The organism is Methanoregula sp. (genome assembly GCF_003170075.1).
In the GTDB taxonomy this organism is placed as follows: Archaea; Halobacteriota; Methanomicrobia; order Methanomicrobiales; family Methanospirillaceae; genus Methanoregula.
In genome coordinates, this window is record NZ_PMZU01000067.1 from 1 (window position 1) to 19,079 (window position 19,079).

The following is a 19,079-nucleotide window of genomic DNA, read 5'->3' on the forward strand; positions in this document are numbered from 1 at the left end:
TTCTGCTTGCTCTTCGGTGGATATATCATAAATTTGGATTGAAAATTTTAAGTTGACTCAATTTTATAGAGAAATTTTCTTGCCCTATCTCTCATTGCCATGCGTGTTCTAATACTTCCAACCGCTAGAATCGCGCTATAGCCTTCCCAAACAAAAGTCAAAGAGTATAACATCACCGGCTTTTAATTAGGATATAATGCCAGATGATCCCGCCCGTGCCAGTGGCTTCCTTACGGTCTCGTTAATCCCGTTGACCGGTTCAAGATGGCAGGATAGTATTTTCCATGTTTTCCCATCGCTGTCTCGTACTTCGATTAGTTCCCCGCGTCTAGCTGTAACTTGGCCGACCCCGGAGAACATGCGCCCCGCGTCGGGTCTAAGCTGACGGACTTTCAGGCCGGGCACGATGGTGAACGGGTCGGTCAATAAAGTATGCTTCTTGGCGTTGCTGCCGGTGGTCTTTGCCCCGGCATGAGGTATCGCCGGGTCTGATTGCTTTACTGCATCAGATTTTGCCGGGGCCTGTGGTGTCGGATCCGTGGGCGGGGCATCCGGTTTTACGATCCCGTTTTCGATGAGTTCAGGATACGTGCATTTGTGCTGTCGGCAAAGGTTGTACGCTTTTCGATACTCCTGATTTTGTGAGCCGTCGGGGTTTTGGTTTTTGTACGGGATACCAAGATGCGGTTGGAATCCCTTTTTTCCCGGAATTGTGGGGGGGGCGCTCTTTTCTCTCTTCGTTTTGGGGGCATTTCCCGGTGCCGGTGCGGCGATCTGTTCCTTCTTACCCACGGCCTGTGATGTCGTCTTGACCGTGGCTTTCTCTGCCGGCACGGTCGGGATCTCTGGTGTTGGTGCGTCGCAATGCGGGCCAAACAACCCGACGATAATTTTTAAATCGCTCTCCGTAACATTTGAAAAAGTAATATCCATGCCCGATCAACCCGCAAAACTATTTTCGCTCTCTGCTTTTTCGAGGTTTATTTTCATCCATTGATGGGCCCCAATTTTTCTGGTGGAGGGGTGTCGTGAAATATGCGTGCTAATCTCTACAGAGGTCGGTAATAATTTTCGGCATTTTGAGAAAATTGATATGGCAATATCTTCGTCGGAGAATACTGTGCCCGTTGGTAACTGCGAGATATAGCCAGCTATACGTTCACTGTCAGACAACCGGGTCATGCGGGCGCACCCTCCAACCGTTGCCTCATACGTTCAAGATACTGAGAAAAGCCCTGGACCCTGCCGAGAGAATCAATGACAACTTCGTTCCTGGCTACCAACTGTTGAATCCATGAGCGGGATACGCGGACAATTACTTTTTGCTGCTCTGACATGTGCGAGCGTGGGACATGTCTATCTTAAAATTTTGCATACGAAAGTTTAAAACACCGAGTTAAAATAGGATAGTCGGAGGTGAGAAAGCATGCCATACGACAAAATCGTTCCCCTCGTAGGCGTTCCGGCAGTGGCCCTCATTGAGAACAGCCATTTCGAGCACGACCCGATCGGGACCGCGACGCTCGGCCGTGTATCGACCGCTATGATCAGGCAGCATAACCGAAGCCAGCGCGGCCAGTAAAATCCCTCAAACCTTTTTTTTCAATGCCTCTTTCGAGGCGTGCCTGAGTTACAGCGTCGTGCTTTTTTCTGATTCGTGATGCCCCCGCACAAGAGTACTTGTGCTGTCTGAACGGTGTTATACGCCTGCCGTATTTCAGACGGAGGCGGGGGCGGGATATTTTCTCGGAAAACAACTTGCTGAGGTTGGGGGGGTTGGGCTTGCTGAGCTTGTCTGGCTTGGTTCTCTTGGAGGCAATGGATCTGGTGGAGTACTGGCGGATCTGGAATTGTTGCTATCTCGTGGGATTGTTGGTGCCGTGATTGCTCTAGTTGGTATTCGAATTGCGCTTGCATCTCCCGCAAACTCGGTCTTTGCTGCATGCTATCTGAAACGTTGTTTGAGAATTGAATGTTTGCAAACTGATTGCTGTTGTGGTATATTCAAGTTCAAATCTTGTATGCAGCCGAAAACCTGGACGTCCCTGCCTCCCGCACTACCAAAATTTCGCGTGTTCTTTGGATGGAGGGGGGGGAGGGAAAAATACAAAATTTTAAAACACGCTTCCCTCACATTCGGATATGTCGGAGTACACAGACAACAACATCAGCCCATTGATCGGATCAAAAGCGTTTTTCCAAACCTTTATTATGGACGATGCCACCTCATCCACGGGGTCGGGGGGAGTACAAACTGCAATTTTGGGGAGTTTTGGGCAGGGAAAATCAACCTTGATGGCCTGGATGGCTGAATATTCTCGGTATATGCGGGTCGGCTCAAAAGAAAGTTACATTTCTCGTCTGGTTCACCACGGGAATATTTTGAAATACGAGACAAGCCCAACAACCGTGCTCTGGCGATGCCGAGACTTAGATCTATGGCCGGTGCTGATCCCTGCAAACTGGAATGAACGAATCCCTGACATGCCGGCAAAAGAGCTGGCGTTGTTTGTCAACGAAAATGATATCGATGACATTTGCTTTTTCTGCTACGACCGAGACCACAAGCCGATCCCTGTACCCAATCTGCCGGCGATCCAGACGTACACGACGGCCGACGACCTCATCGGAAAGATACACGAGGGTAGCATCAATATTGTTTTGGAACCTCAGAAGTACCGTCTGTCACCTCGGCTTTGCGGGTTACTCGCCGAAGCGAGAAACGAATTTGATGCTGGGGTCAAACCAGACGAGCGGAAAGACGATTTAGTAGATATCCCAAAACGAGGGCGGGGGCGACCTCTCAAAATCAAAGAGCCGAAAGATTATAGCCAGCATGCAATCAAATCGGGGTGCTTCTGGTTCGATGTGACCGCCGCAACGATGGCAATTTTTGGAAACAAACCGATAATGATGATCTGGGACGAGGCAGACGATTTTCTCTCGGCTGCAAGTTCCGACGCTCATTGGTGGTTAATCAACATCAATTCGGAATTACAGCGGGATTTCAGAAAAGCCAATATATCGACGGTGGTTTCCTCTCATGGTTTTGCACTGCTGCATGATTCTGCATACAAAAGGGCAACGCATCGAATTTTGTTGCCCGGCGTGAAAGCCAGTAAAAACACTATGGTCAGGTACACCCAAATTATCAGCCGATTGCCAAAAGGTCATTTTATCATTGAGATTCAGAACAAGGAATTTGGGGTTTGCAAGTTTGGACGGATTCCCTATGTAATCCAATCGAAAATCGACGGTATGAAAAATAGTTTCAGGGCGTTGGATGGAGATCAGAAAGCCCGAATATACGCGGAATACGAAAAACAATGGAACGGGGAACAGGCCACGGTTAGCAAGTTACCGACGGTGATTGAGGTTTGAGGGAACATGAACGATGATGTCTTAATCGAGCAGGAAGAAATCCTGGTTGATTTTGTAGATATGAGGGAAATCGAAGATCATAAAATTATTTTCATGTTTGTTGGTGGAATGGCAACCGCTGATGATTTTTTTGCATTTGATACCGCCCGGGCAGAATTGATCAAAAGTGGAAAATATCGGTGAAATAGAATAGGATACCCACATAGGATACATACCACTCACATACCCCACTATGTTACCTCTCTCTCCTCTATACTCACATACTCACATACCTATGTGGAGGTATGCAAGGGTCTCTTTTACAAAAGTGTTTAACTTTTTGTAAAAGTGTTTAACTTTTTTTGTTTGCTTGCATTTTTCCAAAAAAGGTATGTGAGTATGTGAGCACGTCGGAGAATGGTATGTTATGCCCTATGTAAAGAGTATGCGGGTATGTTAGCCGGTCATTTTCCCGTCCCCACGTAGGTATTAAACGTGCGTTCATTCTGATTGACCCCCCCCACCGGAAAATCAAAATTGTTTTGGGAGGTGTAAATGGTTGACTCAAATGATCAGGCGCGGACTTGTTGGGGCAAGCACCCGGTACGTCAAGGAAACGTGCCACCCCGACTCGTCCCGAACTAATTGTGTATTAGTCAAGAGTATATTTTTCGATGGCCACGGTTCTCCTTTTTCGATCCTCATGGGAATTTTACCGATGCACTCCAAAAAAAGAAAGTTTTCCCCGGCGTGGGTTTGCTTTCCCTGCGGGATAAGCTCGTGTCTAAAATTTGAATCCGCCAATACAGAGCGCGCTTCCCACAAGCGATCAAGGGCGGCAAGTTGTTCCGCTGACGGCATCAAAGTGGCGCTAACGGATATGTGCGAATCTGTTTGATACCCCGGTACGTGGCTTGTTTTGAAACCGGGCATCTATATCCCCTCCTCACTTTGGCATCCATCCGGCTCCATGCAGATATCGAAACTATATGGGACGATCTGGTGGTATCCCGGGCGAGTTTTGAAAATTCCCCTAAAAACAGTGCTCACGTCGGAGAATGTATAGTCATGTAGGGTCTCCGGGAAACTAACCCTACGCGCGTGTGTGTGGAAAAGTTTACCGGGAACTATACATAACCCTACATTCTGGATCATGGTCGGGCTCATGATGGCACCTGCATTTGCCCGGCTCTGAGCTGGATGTCGCGGTACACGATCCCGGAGGTTTTCCGCTTCTTGGAGAAACGAGAACTCATATCCCGTCCAAACGTGGTGCTGTTTTTGACCGTCCCGTACCGGGATTTTGTATATGACACGTACTCATCGTATAGTGCAGTTCCGAGTACCTCGGCGCCTTTCCGCTCTTCTATACAGTCGTGTACAAACCCGGCATACTCATCATCGGCACACCGGTATTCATTCAGGACGATCTTTGCCGTCTCGCAGAGATCTATGGTGTCCTTCTTTCGGTAATTCTCCCACCCCTGAATGAACCAATTCAGGATCCCGGCTAAGACCGCATCGAACTTATCTTCGATATGCGAATCGCGTTCCTCTGGCCGGAAATAGTAATCGAACGGGAGCAACACCAGCCGGTCCCAGAATGCCACGGAATGATCGTTCACGGTGGGAAGTGGGTTGGTTGATAGCGTCACGACTCCGGAAACGGCGAACTCCTCAATATTGTTTGAATACAGGTTGCGGGCCGATATAAGATCCTTTCCCGATGCAGCCTTCAGGAAACCGCTATCCAGAACAGTTGTGTCTTTCTGGTGCTGGTCGGAAGGCTTGTTCGGCTCCTGTGCAATAATGAGCCGGGTATTTCGCATTTTAAGCCGTTCGGGGCTTGTTGTTTTGTTCCCGGTCTCCATGAGCGTGAGCGGGTTGACGTTGACGGAATACCCTCCAAGAATGCGGGAAAAGGTGCGGAATGTGACGGACTTGCCGTTCCTGCCGGCACCGTATGCGATAACGATCTTTTCTAGTGGGTTCCCCCCGTCAAGGCAATACCCTAAAACGGTCTGAATGGTCTTTGACAGATCCGGATCTTCAGAGGCGATCTTGTGTGCATGATTGATCCAGATTTCCGGTACCGGCTCATCGGGGCGATATTCACATCCGCCTATAAAGGAGCACAAATCTTCTTTCCGGTGCTCCCGGAAGGTGATCCCATTTGGGGTAAACTCGATCGTACCGTTCTGTAAATTCAGGATGTGCGGGTTGCTATCAAAATCTTCCGATCGTTTTGTGAGCTGGATCGCTGCAAGTGCGACGATGTTATCGATCCCCCGCCGGGTATTGAGTTTTTCAACGTCACCAAGGTATTCAGCGCGATCGCTTTTCCGTTCGATGTCTCCAAGATCAGCATACAGGGATTTAACAAAGGTCCGGCACCGGTTCTTTATGAGGCTTCTGTCGTCGATTTTCCACACCCTACCGTTCCAGTAGTGCCACCGGTTTGTACTAGCGTTAAAAACGCACTCCCCGGAGATCTTTTCAACAAAACGATCAGAGGCTGCCAGTTCCGTTAAGCCGACACCGGGCAGGGCCGCCTGTTCTGCCGCTGCGCGTTCCTGCCGCTTTTTCTTGTCCTGCTGCATTGCATCATACAGTTGATGCACGGCAGGATCCCGGACGGCCCGTATGAGTGCTTCACGGACAAGGTTCTCGCCCATCAGGTCGAATCCTTTGGGTAGACGTTGGAGTTTATCGAGTGCGGCACATATCTCAATGTGATTCATGGAGGCGATCTTTGCGTCAGGATAATCCGGGTGCTGCCATGCATCCGGAGTACCTGTTGGTGTTGGGGGGACCGGGAGAACTGGAGGTCCTGCAGGTACCGGCGCCTCCATCATCTCTCGCCGTTTTAGAATCCTGTCAAATTCCGGATCGCATGTTTTCCCGTCGGTCTTTGGATCTGCGAGAGTTGCCCCGGTCGGTATGATTTCGCTCATACCCGCTGACCTCCAGATGCTAGTTTATTAAGGAGATACTGCCTTGCCTGGACTGCATTATCGATCCGGGTTTGAGCTTCCGATAAATTCCCGCTATCAAAAAAAACGGTAATCTCCCCTCCTTTTGACGGCGTGCCTATGCAAATATGATCGGGGAAAAGGGTCCGGGTTGTGATTATTTCCGGCATTAGTCCGCCTCCGGGGAGTATTCTCGAATGATATTTTCCGTAACCCCGCCGTAACCCTTGATTATTTCGAGAATTTCAGGGAGCGCGCTGTTCATATCCGCGTCCGGACCGGCAAAGACCAGGGATACTGTCAAATTATGCATTTGTAACCCCCGGCACCACCTGCGAAAGAACACCGGAACATTCGGCATAGAGCCGGCGCTGTTGATCGTGGCTCATCCTCTCAATTTCGTGAGAAAGGTATTTGAGTTGCCCCGGGGTTTTCGGTAGGCCATGTACCCGGATGTGCTTAATTATCCTCCAGCACCGGGCCCAGCTCATTGGGGCGATCATGGATCATTCCTCCGTGACGGCTGTCTTTTTCCCGGTTTTTTCCCTTTTTCTAGTTCGATATATTTCAATCGATAATATTCAGACTCGTGACGGCAGTATTCATACTCGGAACAGATGGCTCCGAGGCACGATGGATGATCACCGGAAAGTCCGGGGATTTGTGAGAGCAAAGCCCGGATGCATACTCTGCCGGGACCAAACGGGATAGTTTTCTCGGCGGTCATAATGACACCGCCGGAACGAGGCACCAAAGCCCGGCGCGAAGCGTCATACGAGCATTGCTGGGATACAGTCGCGCAACCTGCCGCAACGCCTTCACTGGATTGGCTCGATATCTTCGATTGCCCAAAAGATCTCTGACGTCGAGTTCTGATATCACAGTTCTGTCCTCATCTGCTGCGAGTTTGAGAACGACATCAATCGCAACCCCAATGTCGGTGAATCGCAGAGATCGAAGATTCCGGCCGGGCATCGGAAATTTTAAAACTGGATAGCCAGAAATGCTTTTGCCAACTTCGTGCGGCAATGCGTTTTGGCAGTTCGCTTCCCGGCTGGCAACCGGGGGCAATTTTTTCTCAAGCATTGACGATACCCCCACTCCCGAACCTTGTGCTCACCGTCGTAATCTTAGCCGATCCAGTCCACCCGGCTGATGGGATCCGATCCATTCGGACAAACTCCGTCGGTTCTTCGTCGCCGTCGTCACCGAATAAAATCCTCAATAAACAATCGACCGCGACAATGATCCCGATTGCACCCTGCATAGCGGAGTCGTCCGTCTCGGCAATCTTTTTGAATTTGCGGAACCCATCTGGGAAAACGGACAATCTACAGTTTCGATCCCGGAAGCCCCCATTCATGATGGCACCTCATCGGCTTTTCGTTCAACAACTTCACTCAGTTTGTAGTTGTGCCATTTCCGGCACTTGCAGGAAGGACACAATTTTGGCATCCCCTCTATTCGAGGTATCCACTCAAATCCACATTTTTTACAGCGATATTTTTGAATCATGATCTGTTTCATATATTCACCTCTGTGAAAGTTTCATATTGCAATGCAAATATGCCAAAAGAACGATCAAACGGTCTTTCAAAGGCTTGTAGAAAAAAAGATATGAGAAATTCGGGCCGGCTCTTCAGGAACCGTAAAAGGCGATATTTAAATGTCCTCTGGCGAAGGATTTAGTTGCCAGAATCATCATGCTCGTGCCCAGTCATCTCCACTATTTCTAACTGTGGTTTATCATAAGATATAAGCATTTCTGTTCCTAAAACCTCAAATATAGTTATATAACTCAATCGGGACTTGATTCTTGCCCCGTTCCAAAAAAAGTTAGTTATATAAGTGGTATTAAAGGATATCTCGCGCACCAAAAAGAGAACTATTTTTGACCCCCCGCATTTTCAAGGATCACATCGGCGACGAGGGATTTGAGCGCCTCCCTAGTAAGACCCGCCCGGATAATACCCATCGCACCGTCGCTGCCCTCAGATGAATCCAAGAGGTTCCGCCCCTGTTCGACCGCTGCCAATCTCTCCTGAAGTTCCTGGATGGTCTGTTCCTGTTTGGAGATTAGATCGGCCTGTACTCGGATATCGTGCTTAACCCTACCAGAGTCCTTGATCGTCAAAGCCTGCTGGCATAGTTGGTACTTTTCGGCGAGTGCTCTTTCTGTTGTATTCTTATACGTATTGCCATATTGATCGACGTGGCCTAGGAATAGTTCTGCATAGTCTGGCCCGATAACCGATGCCACACGATCACGGTTCCAAGCCCGGAGCCGATGTACTGTCAATTCATTGCGTCCCGTGCTACTATCCCTCCCGAACAACCCGGCCTTTTTCAATCCCCGATGCCACGCCCGATAAATTACCGTCAGCGCAAACGGAAAGATCCTGTCGTCTTTTCCCTCCTTTCTTTTTATCTTCATTGAGTTACCGCGTTCCCCGGCCTGCCGTATGTATTCCTCCCGGACTTTGAACCAAGCCCGAAGGCTCTCATACGCTTCGTCTGTGATAAAAACGGTTCTGGGTTCTGCCGTCTTTGTTTTCCTGATAAAAATGCTGACTGGTCGCGTATCATCATGGATATCTGATATATTGGTGGTAAGTATTTCCCCGACCCGCGCACCGGATGACGCCAAGACTAATGTCAATGCCTGCAACCTGATATCAAGAAACGGCAATAGAGCCTGTAGTTTCTCATAATCGAAAAACTCGAACCTCGTTTGTGGCCGTACCTTCCGGGGCATTACGCGGCGGATATTCCCCTTTTCCTTTTCCGATAGGGACACGTCGTTTTGTTTGAGCCATTCCCGAGCGCCGGCCACACGAAGCGAGATACTTTTTGGGGGCATCTCCGCATCTTGCATCGCCTTGATATAAACGATAATATCCTTTGATGGGTTCCGCTTCTCGGATAAGTACCGCCGGGATAATTCGTCATATTCCTCAAATTCCTGTTCTGTGCATTTCCTCCCGGCCCGGTGTTTCCCATAGACCGCCGAGAGTAACCCGATAATCCCAACCCGGTACGCGTTGCCGGTCCCTCTGGTTCTACAGCCGGCCACGAACTCTTTAAGAGAAACAACGTCCTGATCTTCTACCATGATTTCACCCGTGATTGATGATAGTTATAGAGGGGGTGCTATTTATTCTTAACCCTGATAATGTGCCAATTCAGATTAAGAAATTTGGTTTTATCGCACATATGCCGGACGAACCCGGTTCCCTCGAACGAGCTGCCGGTATCATCAAAAAATATGAGGGCAATATCAACCGTATCCAGTACGATCGCAGGATCGATCCCTGCACGGTCTTTTATGAAGTGACGGCATCAGAAGACGCCTATTTGAGAATCACGGGCGATCTCGCGGCAATCGGATACCTCCAGACTTCACTAAAGCCACTGAGTTTCCTTAAGTTCTCCGTGCACCTCCCCCATACAGCCGGTTCCCTCTCCCAGTTCCTGAAATATACGACAGATTCCGGTGCAAATATAGGGTTTGTTGATTTCGACGATGCCGGAAGGCACCTGGATCGAGTGACGATCAGCCTGAACCTTGAAAACCCGGCTGCCGTCGACAGGCTGCTCGACCAGCTGAAATCACGTTACCAGCTTGAGATCCTCGAATACGACACCACAGGAAAACATCTTGACGATACGATCTTCTATGTACGGTTTGCCCAGGAGATCCGGGAACTGATCGGCGAATCCGAGAATTCATTTTTGCTCTCGTTTTTGGCCGATACCAACCACATTGCACAGGAACTGATGAACCGGGGGAACAATCCCCGCCAGGTCTTTGACAGCGTGCTTTTGACCGGCCGAACCCTGCGTGCCACAACAGGCAGAAATTTCTACGCCGACGTCCAGAAGATCCACGTAACCCCCCGGGTCGATCTTTTCTGTTTCCAGATGCCCTGCGGCGGCAGCATCTATATCCTCGCCACCCCGGATGAGGCCCTGATGATCGATACCGGCTATGGCATCTATCACAACGATGTGATGGCGATGTTTTCGCACTACGGGCTTGGCGACGAGCGCCGGTTCAGTCAGCTGATCATCTCCCATGCGGATGCGGATCACTGCGGCGCCGGGGGATTTTTCCCGGCGGGAGCGCTCATGCATGCGGGAACCCGGGATATCATTAAAACGAACAACCGGGCATACGGTTCGCGAAGCGAGCATTCCGTCCTTGAAGCGTTCTACACGAAGATGATCAACCTCTTTTCGCAGTTCAATCCTTCAAAGGAGATTACCTGTCTTCCGCGGGCCGGTGCGGCAACCCGCAGTATATTTCCGGTTCTTGGGAACGTCAAAATTGGCGATCTTGAACTCGAAGTGCTTGAAGGACTGGGCGGCCATACCTATGGGCAGATCTACCTGTATTCAGCGTCGGAAGGGCTGCTTTTTACTGCAGATGCAGTCATTAATTTTTCCAGCCTCACACCGGAACGAGCCACCTATAACTCGCTTGCTGATTTTCTTGTTACTTCAGTAAACGTCGACAGCGAACTCGCACGCAAAGAGCGCAAGGCACTTCTCGGACTTGCGGCAGAAACAGATCAAAACCTTGCCCCGCAGCAGAAACGCTGCCGTTGCTGCGGCGGACATGGTGCAGTCTCTGTGCTGGAGAACAGAAAACTGGTGCCATATGGCGAGATCATGCGGTACAGCATGTCAGACGCTTAAAAACAAAAATACTCCTTTTGAAGGTATTATTCACTGGTATCATTACCCATTTTTACCCATCCGCTCATGGCAACCTGACAGGTACGAAATTCTCATCTACTATGGGATAACATCATTCTTACGAGTAGGATGGAAAATCACAGGGTTCAGGAAATGATGCAGTTGATGGCATCAAAGATCCGGGCGATCGCGACTTCAATCTCGGACAAGGATGTCGATGCATTCATTGACGAGATCCTGCATGCCCGGCGCATTTATGTGATGGGTGCAGGACGATCAGGGCTTGTCGCAAAAGGGTTTGCCATGCGTCTGATGCATCTCGGCCTCCAGTCGTACGTTGTTGGCGAGACGATCACGCCGGCGCTCCAGAAAGGTGATCTTATTGTGATCTTTTCGGGATCCGGCAGGACCAAGACCGTTGCCGATATTGCCGAGACCGGTAAGGATATCGGGGCGCATATCGGTCTGATCACCGCCAACGCGGACTCGCGGATTGGGAAAATCGCCGATTGCAAAGTGATTATAGAGCACCAGCGCGACAATGTCGATGACGATGCGGCAGAGTTCGAGATCCGGCAGGTCCTTGGCGATCATAAGTCGTTTGCTCCACTCGGAACGCTCTTTGAAACGACCTCGATGATCTTCGCCGATGCCGTGATTTCACGGCTTATGGAGATCACCAAGACCGATGAGTCCGCGCTCAAGAACCGGCATGCAAATATTGAGTGAAATCTGAAGAGGTGGGACACAATTGACAGAACGGTTCTCGCCCCGGGTCAGGGAAATCGAGATCTCGGGGATACGAAAGATTTTTGAAGCTGCAGGTCCGGATTCGATAAACCTGGGCCTTGGCCAGCCGGATTTTGACACGCCGCAGCACATCAAGGACGCGGCCATAGCGGCCATCCGTGCGGGAAAGACGGGGTATACTGCAAACACGGGGATTCCCGAACTCCGGAATGCAATCAGTGTCAAATTCAAAAAAGAGAACGAGGTGACGTATACTCCCGACCAGATAGTCGTCACTGCCGGTGCGAGCGAGGCGCTCCATATTGTGATGCAGGCGCTCGTGAGTGAAGGCGATCGCGTTCTCTGTGCTGACCCGGGTTTTGTCTCCTATGCAGCACTTGCAACGCTTGCCGGGGGCCGGCCGGTCGGTGTCCCGCTGGATGAGACCCTTCATATCAATCTTGATAAGGCACAGGAACTCATGAAGGGAGCCCGTCTCTTTGTCCTCAACTCCCCGGCAAATCCGACCGGTGCTGTGGAGAGCAGGGAATCTATCAGGGCGCTGGTCGAATATGCCAATGACGCAGGTGTCACCATTGTCAGCGATGAAGTGTACGAGCATTTCATCTACGGCAAGAAGCATTGGAGTGCTGCCCGGTTTGGCGATAACGTGATCACGGTGAACGCGGCAAGCAAGACCTATGCAATGACCGGCTGGAGACTCGGGTACCTTGCGACATCTCCTGAGATTGTGGGCCAGTGCCTCAAGGTGCACCAGTACTGTCAGGCCTGCGCGACATCGATATCGCAGTATGCGGCTCTTGCCGCATACACCGGTGACCAGTCGCCGGTTGCGCAGATGCGTACCGAATACCAGGCACGGCGGGACCTGCTGGTTAAGGGACTTTCCGATCTGGGGTTTTCGCTTCCGGTTCCCGAGGGTGCATTTTACGCATTTGTCCCGATGAAGCCGGCGCTTGTCCAGAAGATCATCGATAGGGGAGTAATTCTCACGCCGGGTTCGGCGTTCGGGGCAAACGCGCCGGACTACGCCCGTCTGAGTTATGCATCGTCCCGGGATAATCTCAAGCGAGCTCTTGATAGGATCAAAAAAGCAAAATGTGAATAATATGGTCAAGGAACTTTTACGGAAATTGTCCAATGCTCATGGGGTATCGGGCAGCGAAGGCAGCGTATTTGCGGTAATAAAAAAGGAACTCAAAGGATATGTCGATGAGATCACCGAGGATTCCATGGGAAACCTCATTGCTGTCAAGCACGGGAACAAGTTAAAAGTGATGCTTGCGGCCCACATGGACGAGATTGGGCTCATGGTAAAGTACATCGATGACAAGGGTTTTCTCCGGTTTATCACGCTTGGCGGCTGGTATGCGCCGACCCTCTATAACCAGCGCGTCATCGTCCACGGGACAAAAGGCGACCGGATCGGTGTTATCGGCGGCAAACCCCCGCACATGATGGACGACGAGGAGCGCAAAAAAGGCGTTAAGGTCGATGAGATGTTCATCGATGTCGGGGCACAAAACCGGGATGAGGTAGCGGAACTCGGTATCGAGATCGGAACGCCCATCACGATCGACCGGGAGTTCGCCGAGCTTTCCAACAACCGGGTAACCGGCAAGGCCTTCGATAACCGCGCCGGTGTTGCAATGCTGATAAAGACCATGCAGAAGATGAAGTCCCCCTTCACGGTCTACGCGGTCTTTACGGTACAGGAAGAAGTCGGCCTCAAGGGGGCAAAGACCAGCGCATTTACCATCAATCCTGACTGGGCTGTCGCTACCGATGTCACGATCCCCGGTGATCACCCGGGCATTGAGATGCGCGATGCGGCAATCGAGATGGGAAAAGGACCGGTCATTACGATTGTCGACAGCAGCGGGAGAGGCCTGATTGCAAACCGCAAGGTTGTCCAGTGGCTGAAAAATGCTGCCGAGTCTCATGACATCCCTGTGCAGTTTGAGGTTGGTACCGGAGGAACGACCGATGCAACTTCCATTCACCTCACCCGGGGCGGTATCCCGAGCACCACGATCAGCCCGCCAGCCCGGTATATCCATTCACCGGTCGAGGTGCTGGACATCCGGGATATTGAAGGCGGCGTGAACCTGCTGGTTGCTGCGCTTAAGGTAAAACCGGCAGTGTAAATGTTTTGGATTTTTTGGCTCTGTTGAAACCCTAAGCTACCGGTAGAGCTAAGAACAAGGAGCTCCCGGTAAAAGTTATGGGAAACCCAAACAAGGAGCAGCACTTCTTCTCAGATCAGAAGTATATTTGTTTTCTGACCTCGTGCCAGAATGCGGTCAGGCTGACCGGAGTACCGGAATATTCCTCACGCTATTCGAGAAGGGATTTCACTCAGCATCAATTACTCACGTTACTTTTATTCAAAGGATATCTCGGAGCCCGGTATTGGGATTTTGTGAACCTTCTTGAAGATAATGAACATTGTCCAGGAACAATTGCAACTCAAGGAGATCCTTCATTATTCTACTCTCTGTACATTTTCAAAACGAGTTCCTGCAAACGGTTTAAACCAGTTATTCCGACAAGCGTGTTCATTCATGACGGAATGGAAGAACGTTACGTCGGTTGTTGCAATTGATTCGTCAGGTTTCACGCCAGATTCTGCCAGTACCTGGTACTCGTTCAGAACCGGGAAGACCCGTCACGATTATCTCAAAACAACAATCTCCGTCAATACAACCGATAAATCCCTGCTATCGTTTCATGTCACACATAGTCGATGCCACGATTCACAAATCGCTCACATCGTACTTCGTGCATCGTATCGGGTGAAAAAATCAACCTGCTACGTCATGGATAAAGCATACGATTCTGACCGTACTCATCAGTTGATCCATGAGGATCTGGAATTTCAATCAATGACCCCTGTCCGTGACTGGCATGCCTCATGTGTTTCTGGCAAATACCGATAAATCATGGCCAGCTCATTCGATGTAAAAACCTGCAGCCATAGGACTATGGCCGAAACTGTTTTTTTGATCCTGACAAGGTTGTTTGGAGAGACCATCTGTTCTCGATCTTACCGACAGCAGGTTGAGAAAATCACATTGAAATGTATCATTTTTTTCATCGATCGTTTCCTCAAAAACCAACGGGTGTTCAATGTTTTATGAGGATTTCAACAGAGCCAAGAAAACTAAAATTTTCTATAACACTAAAAAGAAAAATTCAGGTTTTACCGGAGTCGTTTTGATCATTTGATCCTGTGTATCCCGGTTCGGTGCACTGATGTTTCCAATTGTCGACCGGTAGATCCCGTCTCATTTTTGGCCAGAGCCGGGCAAAGGAGGCTGTCAGGACAAAGAACCCGATGGTGACAAGCACGATCGCTCCCCCAGATGCGAGGTTGTAGGAGAACGAGAGCTGAAGACCGATGATGACCGAGGCAATCGCAATGGCCAGTGCCGCAAAAATCGTACGCCTGAATGGCAGCCTGAGCTGGATTGCCGCAATTGCAGGGATAACCATGAGACTTGAGACTAAAAGGACGCCGACCAGCCGGGTGGCAACAACAACAGTGAGGCCGACGAGAACCGTAAAAAGGATCTCAAGTGCACTCACCGGCATCCCGGCGACCCGTGCAAAATCCGGGTCAAGGGTGATTCCCACCCATTCCTTCCAGAGCAGGCAAAGCACCACAAGGACAATCACGCCGAGCCCGGCGGCAAGGTACACATCGTTGTCGTTAATTCCGAGAATTGTCCCGAAAAGGTAGGAAAGAAGGTCTGCCGGGGCTGACTGCGCCATGCTGATAAGGACAATGCCGATGGCAAGCCCTCCTGAGAACAGGATTGCAATCGCCGCATCGGATGCAACCCGGAGCCGGCCCAGTGCGTGAATCCCGAGAGCCCCTGCAATAACCGAGGCCACAGCAGTATAGAGCGGATAGATGCCGGTCCAGAACCCGAGCGCAATGCCGCCAAAGGCCACGTGGCCAAGGCCATCGGAGATAAGCGACAACCTGCGCAGGACAATAAAAACACCAAGGCTCGCGCAGGTCACCGCGACAATCAGCCCGCCGATAAACGCTCGCATGCCGAATTTAAACATCAAAAATTCAAGCACCATTCACGTCACCCCTTACTGGTTTCCGGCCTGAACCATCAGGTTCCAGAGTCCTTGTGAACCAAGAGCCTGTGCCGGGCCGTCATACAGGACCCTGTGGTGCAAAAAGACAATGCGTTCCATCATCCGGCTTAACTCGGTCAGATCGTGGAGGATGATAAGAACGGTGATCTTATGCGTGTCGTGCAGGTGGGAGAGCAGCGCGTAGAATTCCTGCTTGCTCTTCGCATCGACACCGTTTGTCGGCTCATCAAGGGCAAGGATGTGGGGATTTCCGACCAGGGCGCGTGCAATCAGCACCCGCTGTTGCTGACCCGCCGACAAATCCGAGAAAAGTTCTCCGGCGATGCGGCCAAGCCCTGCTTCTGCAATAGCCTTATCAACTGCCGTTAAATTCTCAACGGTTGGTCTCCTGAAAAGGCCGATTTGCCCGTATATGCCCATCTCGATGACTTCCCGCACGGTCACCGGGAACTGCTGCTGGCGCAGCACCGGCTGCTGGGGAACATACCCGATGCAGGGCCGGCACGGTGACATGCCCTCGCAGTCGTCCATATGGCAGGTAAATTCAACGGTACCTGTTTGGGGTTCAAGCAGGCCGACCAGTATCTTGAGCAGGGTTGTCTTGCCCGCACCATTCGGGCCGGCAATACCGATAAACTCCTCCTGCCGGACAACGAGCGTGATATCTTCGAGCACCTGTTCTGCGCCGTACGCAAAACTGACATTGTTGACAGTCAGGCATACCGGCCGGTCCGGGGGAGCATCTACTGGCATTTCAGGGCCTGCCTCATCTGCTGGAGATTATTTTCCATGATGGTTACATAATCGTTATCCCCGGCGTTAAGCGGGCCGGTCGGCAGTATCTCCATGGTGGTGTAAGGGTAGAGGGGCAGGTCAAGTTCGGAAGCAATGGACTGGCTCAGTGCCTGGACTTCACCGGTCTCTGCAATCACACCCTGGACGTTTGCTGCCTTTGATTCATCGAGAATCGCCGCCATCTGCTGTACAGAAGGCTCTGCATCCGGGCTTAAGCCGGTGATCGAGAGGGCGGTCAGGTTGTATGCGGCTGCCTGGTAATTCAGGAATGAGTGGGATGTAAGGAATGTCCGGGTCGTGCAGTTTGAAAGTCCGTTCGTATACTTGGCATCCAGTTTCCGGAGGCGCGCCTCAAATGCATCACCATTCTTCTGGTAAGATGTGGCATTGGCCGGGTCTGCCGCTGCAAGCTGTTGTGCAATATAGGGAACATAATACTCAGCAAGCTGCGGCGAGAGCCAGAGATGGGGATCCTGATCCGGGTGAGGGAAGTCTGCATGCTCGCTTTTCATCTGTGCAAGTACTGAAGCCGGAATCGCGTCGATAAAAGGAGCACGGATAATGTCCGGGTTGGTCGAACTGGCGAGTTTTTCAGCCCAGGGTTCCATAAACGGGCCGTCATAAAACAGTATTTTTCCTTTCGCAAGTGCCATTGCATCGTTTGGCGTTGGTTCGTATTCGTGGGGCTCTGCACCCGGGGGAAGGATCTGGGTTACTGAAGCATAGTCTCCGGCAACAGGGAGAACGAGCAGGGTGATAGGCCGAAATGAAGTGATGACCTGGAGTTTTCCGTTTGATCCGGCTGAGTGCGATTGCGCAGAAGGGATGCTGGCATTTTTGATAAGGACCAGGTATCCTCCTACGATAACCAGTATGATTACGATTGCAAAAGCACAGATCAGGATAATTTTTCTTTTTTCTGGGAATGGGGGCATTCTTAACCTTCTTATTGGGAATGGGTTCTGGCGAATCCGGGAGGGAATATCGTCGGGTGATCATATAATAATTATGAAAAATTTGGATAAGCCCCAATATTTTTCGCGTGCCTTTTTCCCTGGAGTTCTGGCATACCATGTCGTGCGTTATACAGCGTCTCTCCTCTCACGTTGTGCTGAAATCATCAGGATCCTGGTGAACGGCAAATGCATTACTGCGTCGGTTTCTGATTCAGGCAACCATCATTATGCGTGATCTCGCCGCAGATCCCCTGGCCGGGATGTCCCATCGCGGCACAGATCCGGTCGATGGCCTCCTTTGACACCATGCTCTCGAAGCGTGAGGCCTCCGCACATGCCTGCTCGTGCGAGAACCCGTAATGGGTAAGCATCAGGCTCAGGATCCGGTGACGCTTGATGAGGTACTCTGCGTACCGATTTCCCGTGACCGTGAGGCTGATTCCGCGGTACGGCTCGTGTGTGACAAAGCCCGTTTCGGAGAGTTCCTGGATCGTCTTTGTGATCGTAGAGGGGTCAACAGAAAACTCACGTGCGATATCGGTCGTCCGCACCCTCCCGCCTTTCCCCCACAGGTATTTCAGGTACTCTGCCTTACGCGGGGATATCTCATAGCCATTGCCGATCTCCATGATAATTGGTTTAATGCGTTTTTAAAAATAAAGTTTGGGTTGTCCCCAATATTTTGATCCGGATATTTGTTCGCGTGCGCATGAAAAACGCTGACAGGTTAAAGAATCCCTTTGAGAGATCGCTTGAACAGGCCGGCAGAATCTGCACGGCTCACTTTGGAACGCGAATTGTATCTGTCCTACTGTGGGGCGATCGCAGGGACTATAAAAACGAGGATTGGTTATGGTTTTTTCTCGACCAGCTCGACTTCGATGCCGCCGATCTTGCATGCAAAGATGTTATAAAGGAAGGCCATGATCGCACCGCAAATGAAGGCCATGATCCCAAAGATAATGGGAAAGACGATAATGGAAAGCAACCCGAGGGTCGTGGCGCCTGGCATACTGAATGTGGCCCCGATGGCGGTACCCAGGATGGCAAACAGCACGCCATAGATAAGGCCGAACACAATACCGAACAGTGCATGAATCTTCGCCCATGAAATAATTTCAACGCTCTTAATGACGGTCATATAAACACCTTGTGAACCGGTGTGCGGGTATGGGTAAAAAGTCTTTTGAAGTGTAATCTGTGCGAAGTCTCCGGCTTTGGTGTGCCGGGGCTGGCCGCGGTTACGAAAACCAGGAAACAACTACTATTCATGTTTTACTATTCATGGTTTTAAAGCCGCTTTTTCAATGTATACAAATTGATTTTTAGAAACGGAACGGGATTTTATGGCCGGACAACAGGAACCCATGCAGAACCAAGTGAATATACCCTGGTGGAGTAACAGGAATACATCATCAAGAAAGGGCCTATA

The 19,079-nt window shown here is 50.6% G+C and carries 18 protein-coding genes; 8 read left to right on the forward strand and 10 right to left on the reverse strand.

Going from position 1 to position 19,079, the window contains the following annotated elements; translation table 11 throughout:
* Positions 1–186: 186 nt before the first annotated feature.
* Positions 187–933 (reverse strand): hypothetical protein, encoded by a 747-nt coding sequence (locus QZN75_RS08740; RefSeq protein ID WP_292427486.1) that lies wholly within the window; start codon positions 931–933, stop codon positions 187–189.
* Positions 934–1,426: 493 nt separating this feature from the next.
* Here QZN75_RS08740 and QZN75_RS08745 point away from each other — a divergent pair, with 493 nt between their 5' ends.
* The 3 genes from QZN75_RS08745 to QZN75_RS08755 all read left to right on the forward strand — a co-directional run bounded on the left by QZN75_RS08745 (position 1,427) and on the right by QZN75_RS08755 (position 3,564).
* Entirely contained in the window at positions 1,427–1,582 is a 156-nt protein-coding gene (locus QZN75_RS08745) for a hypothetical protein (protein ID WP_292427489.1), read from the forward strand.
* A gap of 560 nt (positions 1,583–2,142) precedes the next feature.
* A complete protein-coding gene (locus QZN75_RS08750) occupies positions 2,143–3,381 on the forward strand; it encodes a hypothetical protein (protein WP_292427490.1) in 1,239 nt (412 codons plus the stop codon).
* A gap of 6 nt (positions 3,382–3,387) precedes the next feature.
* Positions 3,388–3,564 carry a hypothetical protein gene (locus QZN75_RS08755; protein ID WP_292427493.1) on the forward strand — a complete coding sequence of 59 codons (177 nt, stop codon included), beginning with the start codon at positions 3,388–3,390 and terminating at the stop codon, positions 3,562–3,564.
* A gap of 959 nt (positions 3,565–4,523) precedes the next feature.
* Here QZN75_RS08755 and QZN75_RS08760 read toward each other — a convergent pair.
* The 4 genes from QZN75_RS08760 to QZN75_RS08775 form a co-directional block, all read right to left on the reverse strand.
* Positions 4,524–6,314, reverse strand: coding sequence for a phage/plasmid primase, P4 family (locus QZN75_RS08760; RefSeq protein WP_292427495.1), 1,791 nt, complete (start codon positions 6,312–6,314; stop codon positions 4,524–4,526).
* A gap of 741 nt (positions 6,315–7,055) precedes the next feature.
* Positions 7,056–7,418, reverse strand: coding sequence for a hypothetical protein (locus tag QZN75_RS08765; RefSeq protein ID WP_292427497.1), 363 nt, complete (start codon positions 7,416–7,418; stop codon positions 7,056–7,058).
* Positions 7,411–7,662 (reverse strand): hypothetical protein, encoded by a 252-nt coding sequence (locus tag QZN75_RS08770; RefSeq protein ID WP_292427499.1) that lies wholly within the window; start codon positions 7,660–7,662, stop codon positions 7,411–7,413. The genes QZN75_RS08765 and QZN75_RS08770 overlap by 8 nt, the downstream gene beginning before the upstream one ends.
* 555 nt (positions 7,663–8,217) lie before the next feature.
* On the reverse strand, positions 8,218–9,444 hold the full coding sequence (locus QZN75_RS08775; RefSeq protein WP_292427502.1) for a site-specific integrase: 1,227 nt from the start codon (positions 9,442–9,444) through the stop codon (positions 8,218–8,220).
* A gap of 101 nt (positions 9,445–9,545) precedes the next feature.
* On the opposite strand from QZN75_RS08775, the gene QZN75_RS08780 reads away from it, so the two are divergent.
* The 5 genes from QZN75_RS08780 (at position 9,546) to QZN75_RS10005 (ending at position 14,719) form a co-directional block, all read left to right on the forward strand.
* Complete coding sequence (locus QZN75_RS08780; RefSeq protein WP_292427505.1) at positions 9,546–11,030, forward strand: MBL fold metallo-hydrolase; 1,485 nt, start codon at positions 9,546–9,548, stop codon at positions 11,028–11,030.
* A 129-nt stretch (positions 11,031–11,159) separates the two neighbouring features.
* On the forward strand, positions 11,160–11,759 hold the full coding sequence (hxlB, locus tag QZN75_RS08785) for a 6-phospho-3-hexuloisomerase (protein WP_292427508.1): 600 nt from the start codon (positions 11,160–11,162) through the stop codon (positions 11,757–11,759).
* Positions 11,760–11,781: 22 nt separating this feature from the next.
* Positions 11,782–12,888 carry a pyridoxal phosphate-dependent aminotransferase gene (locus QZN75_RS08790; protein ID WP_292427510.1) on the forward strand — a complete coding sequence of 369 codons (1,107 nt, stop codon included), beginning with the start codon at positions 11,782–11,784 and terminating at the stop codon, positions 12,886–12,888.
* Between the two features lies 1 nt (position 12,889).
* Complete coding sequence (locus QZN75_RS08795) at positions 12,890–13,927, forward strand: M42 family metallopeptidase (RefSeq protein WP_292427513.1); 1,038 nt, start codon at positions 12,890–12,892, stop codon at positions 13,925–13,927.
* Between the two features lie 417 nt (positions 13,928–14,344).
* On the forward strand, positions 14,345–14,719 hold the full coding sequence (locus tag QZN75_RS10005; protein WP_366652813.1) for a transposase: 375 nt from the start codon (positions 14,345–14,347) through the stop codon (positions 14,717–14,719).
* A 256-nt stretch (positions 14,720–14,975) separates the two neighbouring features.
* On the opposite strand, the gene QZN75_RS08800 is transcribed toward QZN75_RS10005, so the two are convergent.
* The 5 genes from QZN75_RS08800 to QZN75_RS08820 form a co-directional block, all read right to left on the reverse strand.
* Entirely contained in the window at positions 14,976–15,875 is a 900-nt protein-coding gene (locus tag QZN75_RS08800; RefSeq protein WP_292427515.1) for a metal ABC transporter permease, read from the reverse strand.
* A 12-nt stretch (positions 15,876–15,887) separates the two neighbouring features.
* Positions 15,888–16,649, reverse strand: coding sequence for a metal ABC transporter ATP-binding protein (locus QZN75_RS08805; protein ID WP_292427520.1), 762 nt, complete (start codon positions 16,647–16,649; stop codon positions 15,888–15,890).
* Positions 16,640–17,626: a metal ABC transporter solute-binding protein, Zn/Mn family gene (locus tag QZN75_RS08810; protein WP_292427523.1), complete on the reverse strand. Its 987-nt coding sequence runs from the start codon at positions 17,624–17,626 to the stop codon at positions 16,640–16,642. The genes QZN75_RS08805 and QZN75_RS08810 overlap by 10 nt, the downstream gene beginning before the upstream one ends.
* Before the next feature lie 212 nt (positions 17,627–17,838).
* On the reverse strand, positions 17,839–18,276 hold the full coding sequence (locus QZN75_RS08815; RefSeq protein ID WP_292427525.1) for a metal-dependent transcriptional regulator: 438 nt from the start codon (positions 18,274–18,276) through the stop codon (positions 17,839–17,841).
* A 221-nt stretch (positions 18,277–18,497) separates the two neighbouring features.
* Positions 18,498–18,788, reverse strand: coding sequence for a hypothetical protein (locus tag QZN75_RS08820; RefSeq protein ID WP_292427528.1), 291 nt, complete (start codon positions 18,786–18,788; stop codon positions 18,498–18,500).
* Between the last annotated feature and the right edge of the window lie 291 nt (positions 18,789–19,079).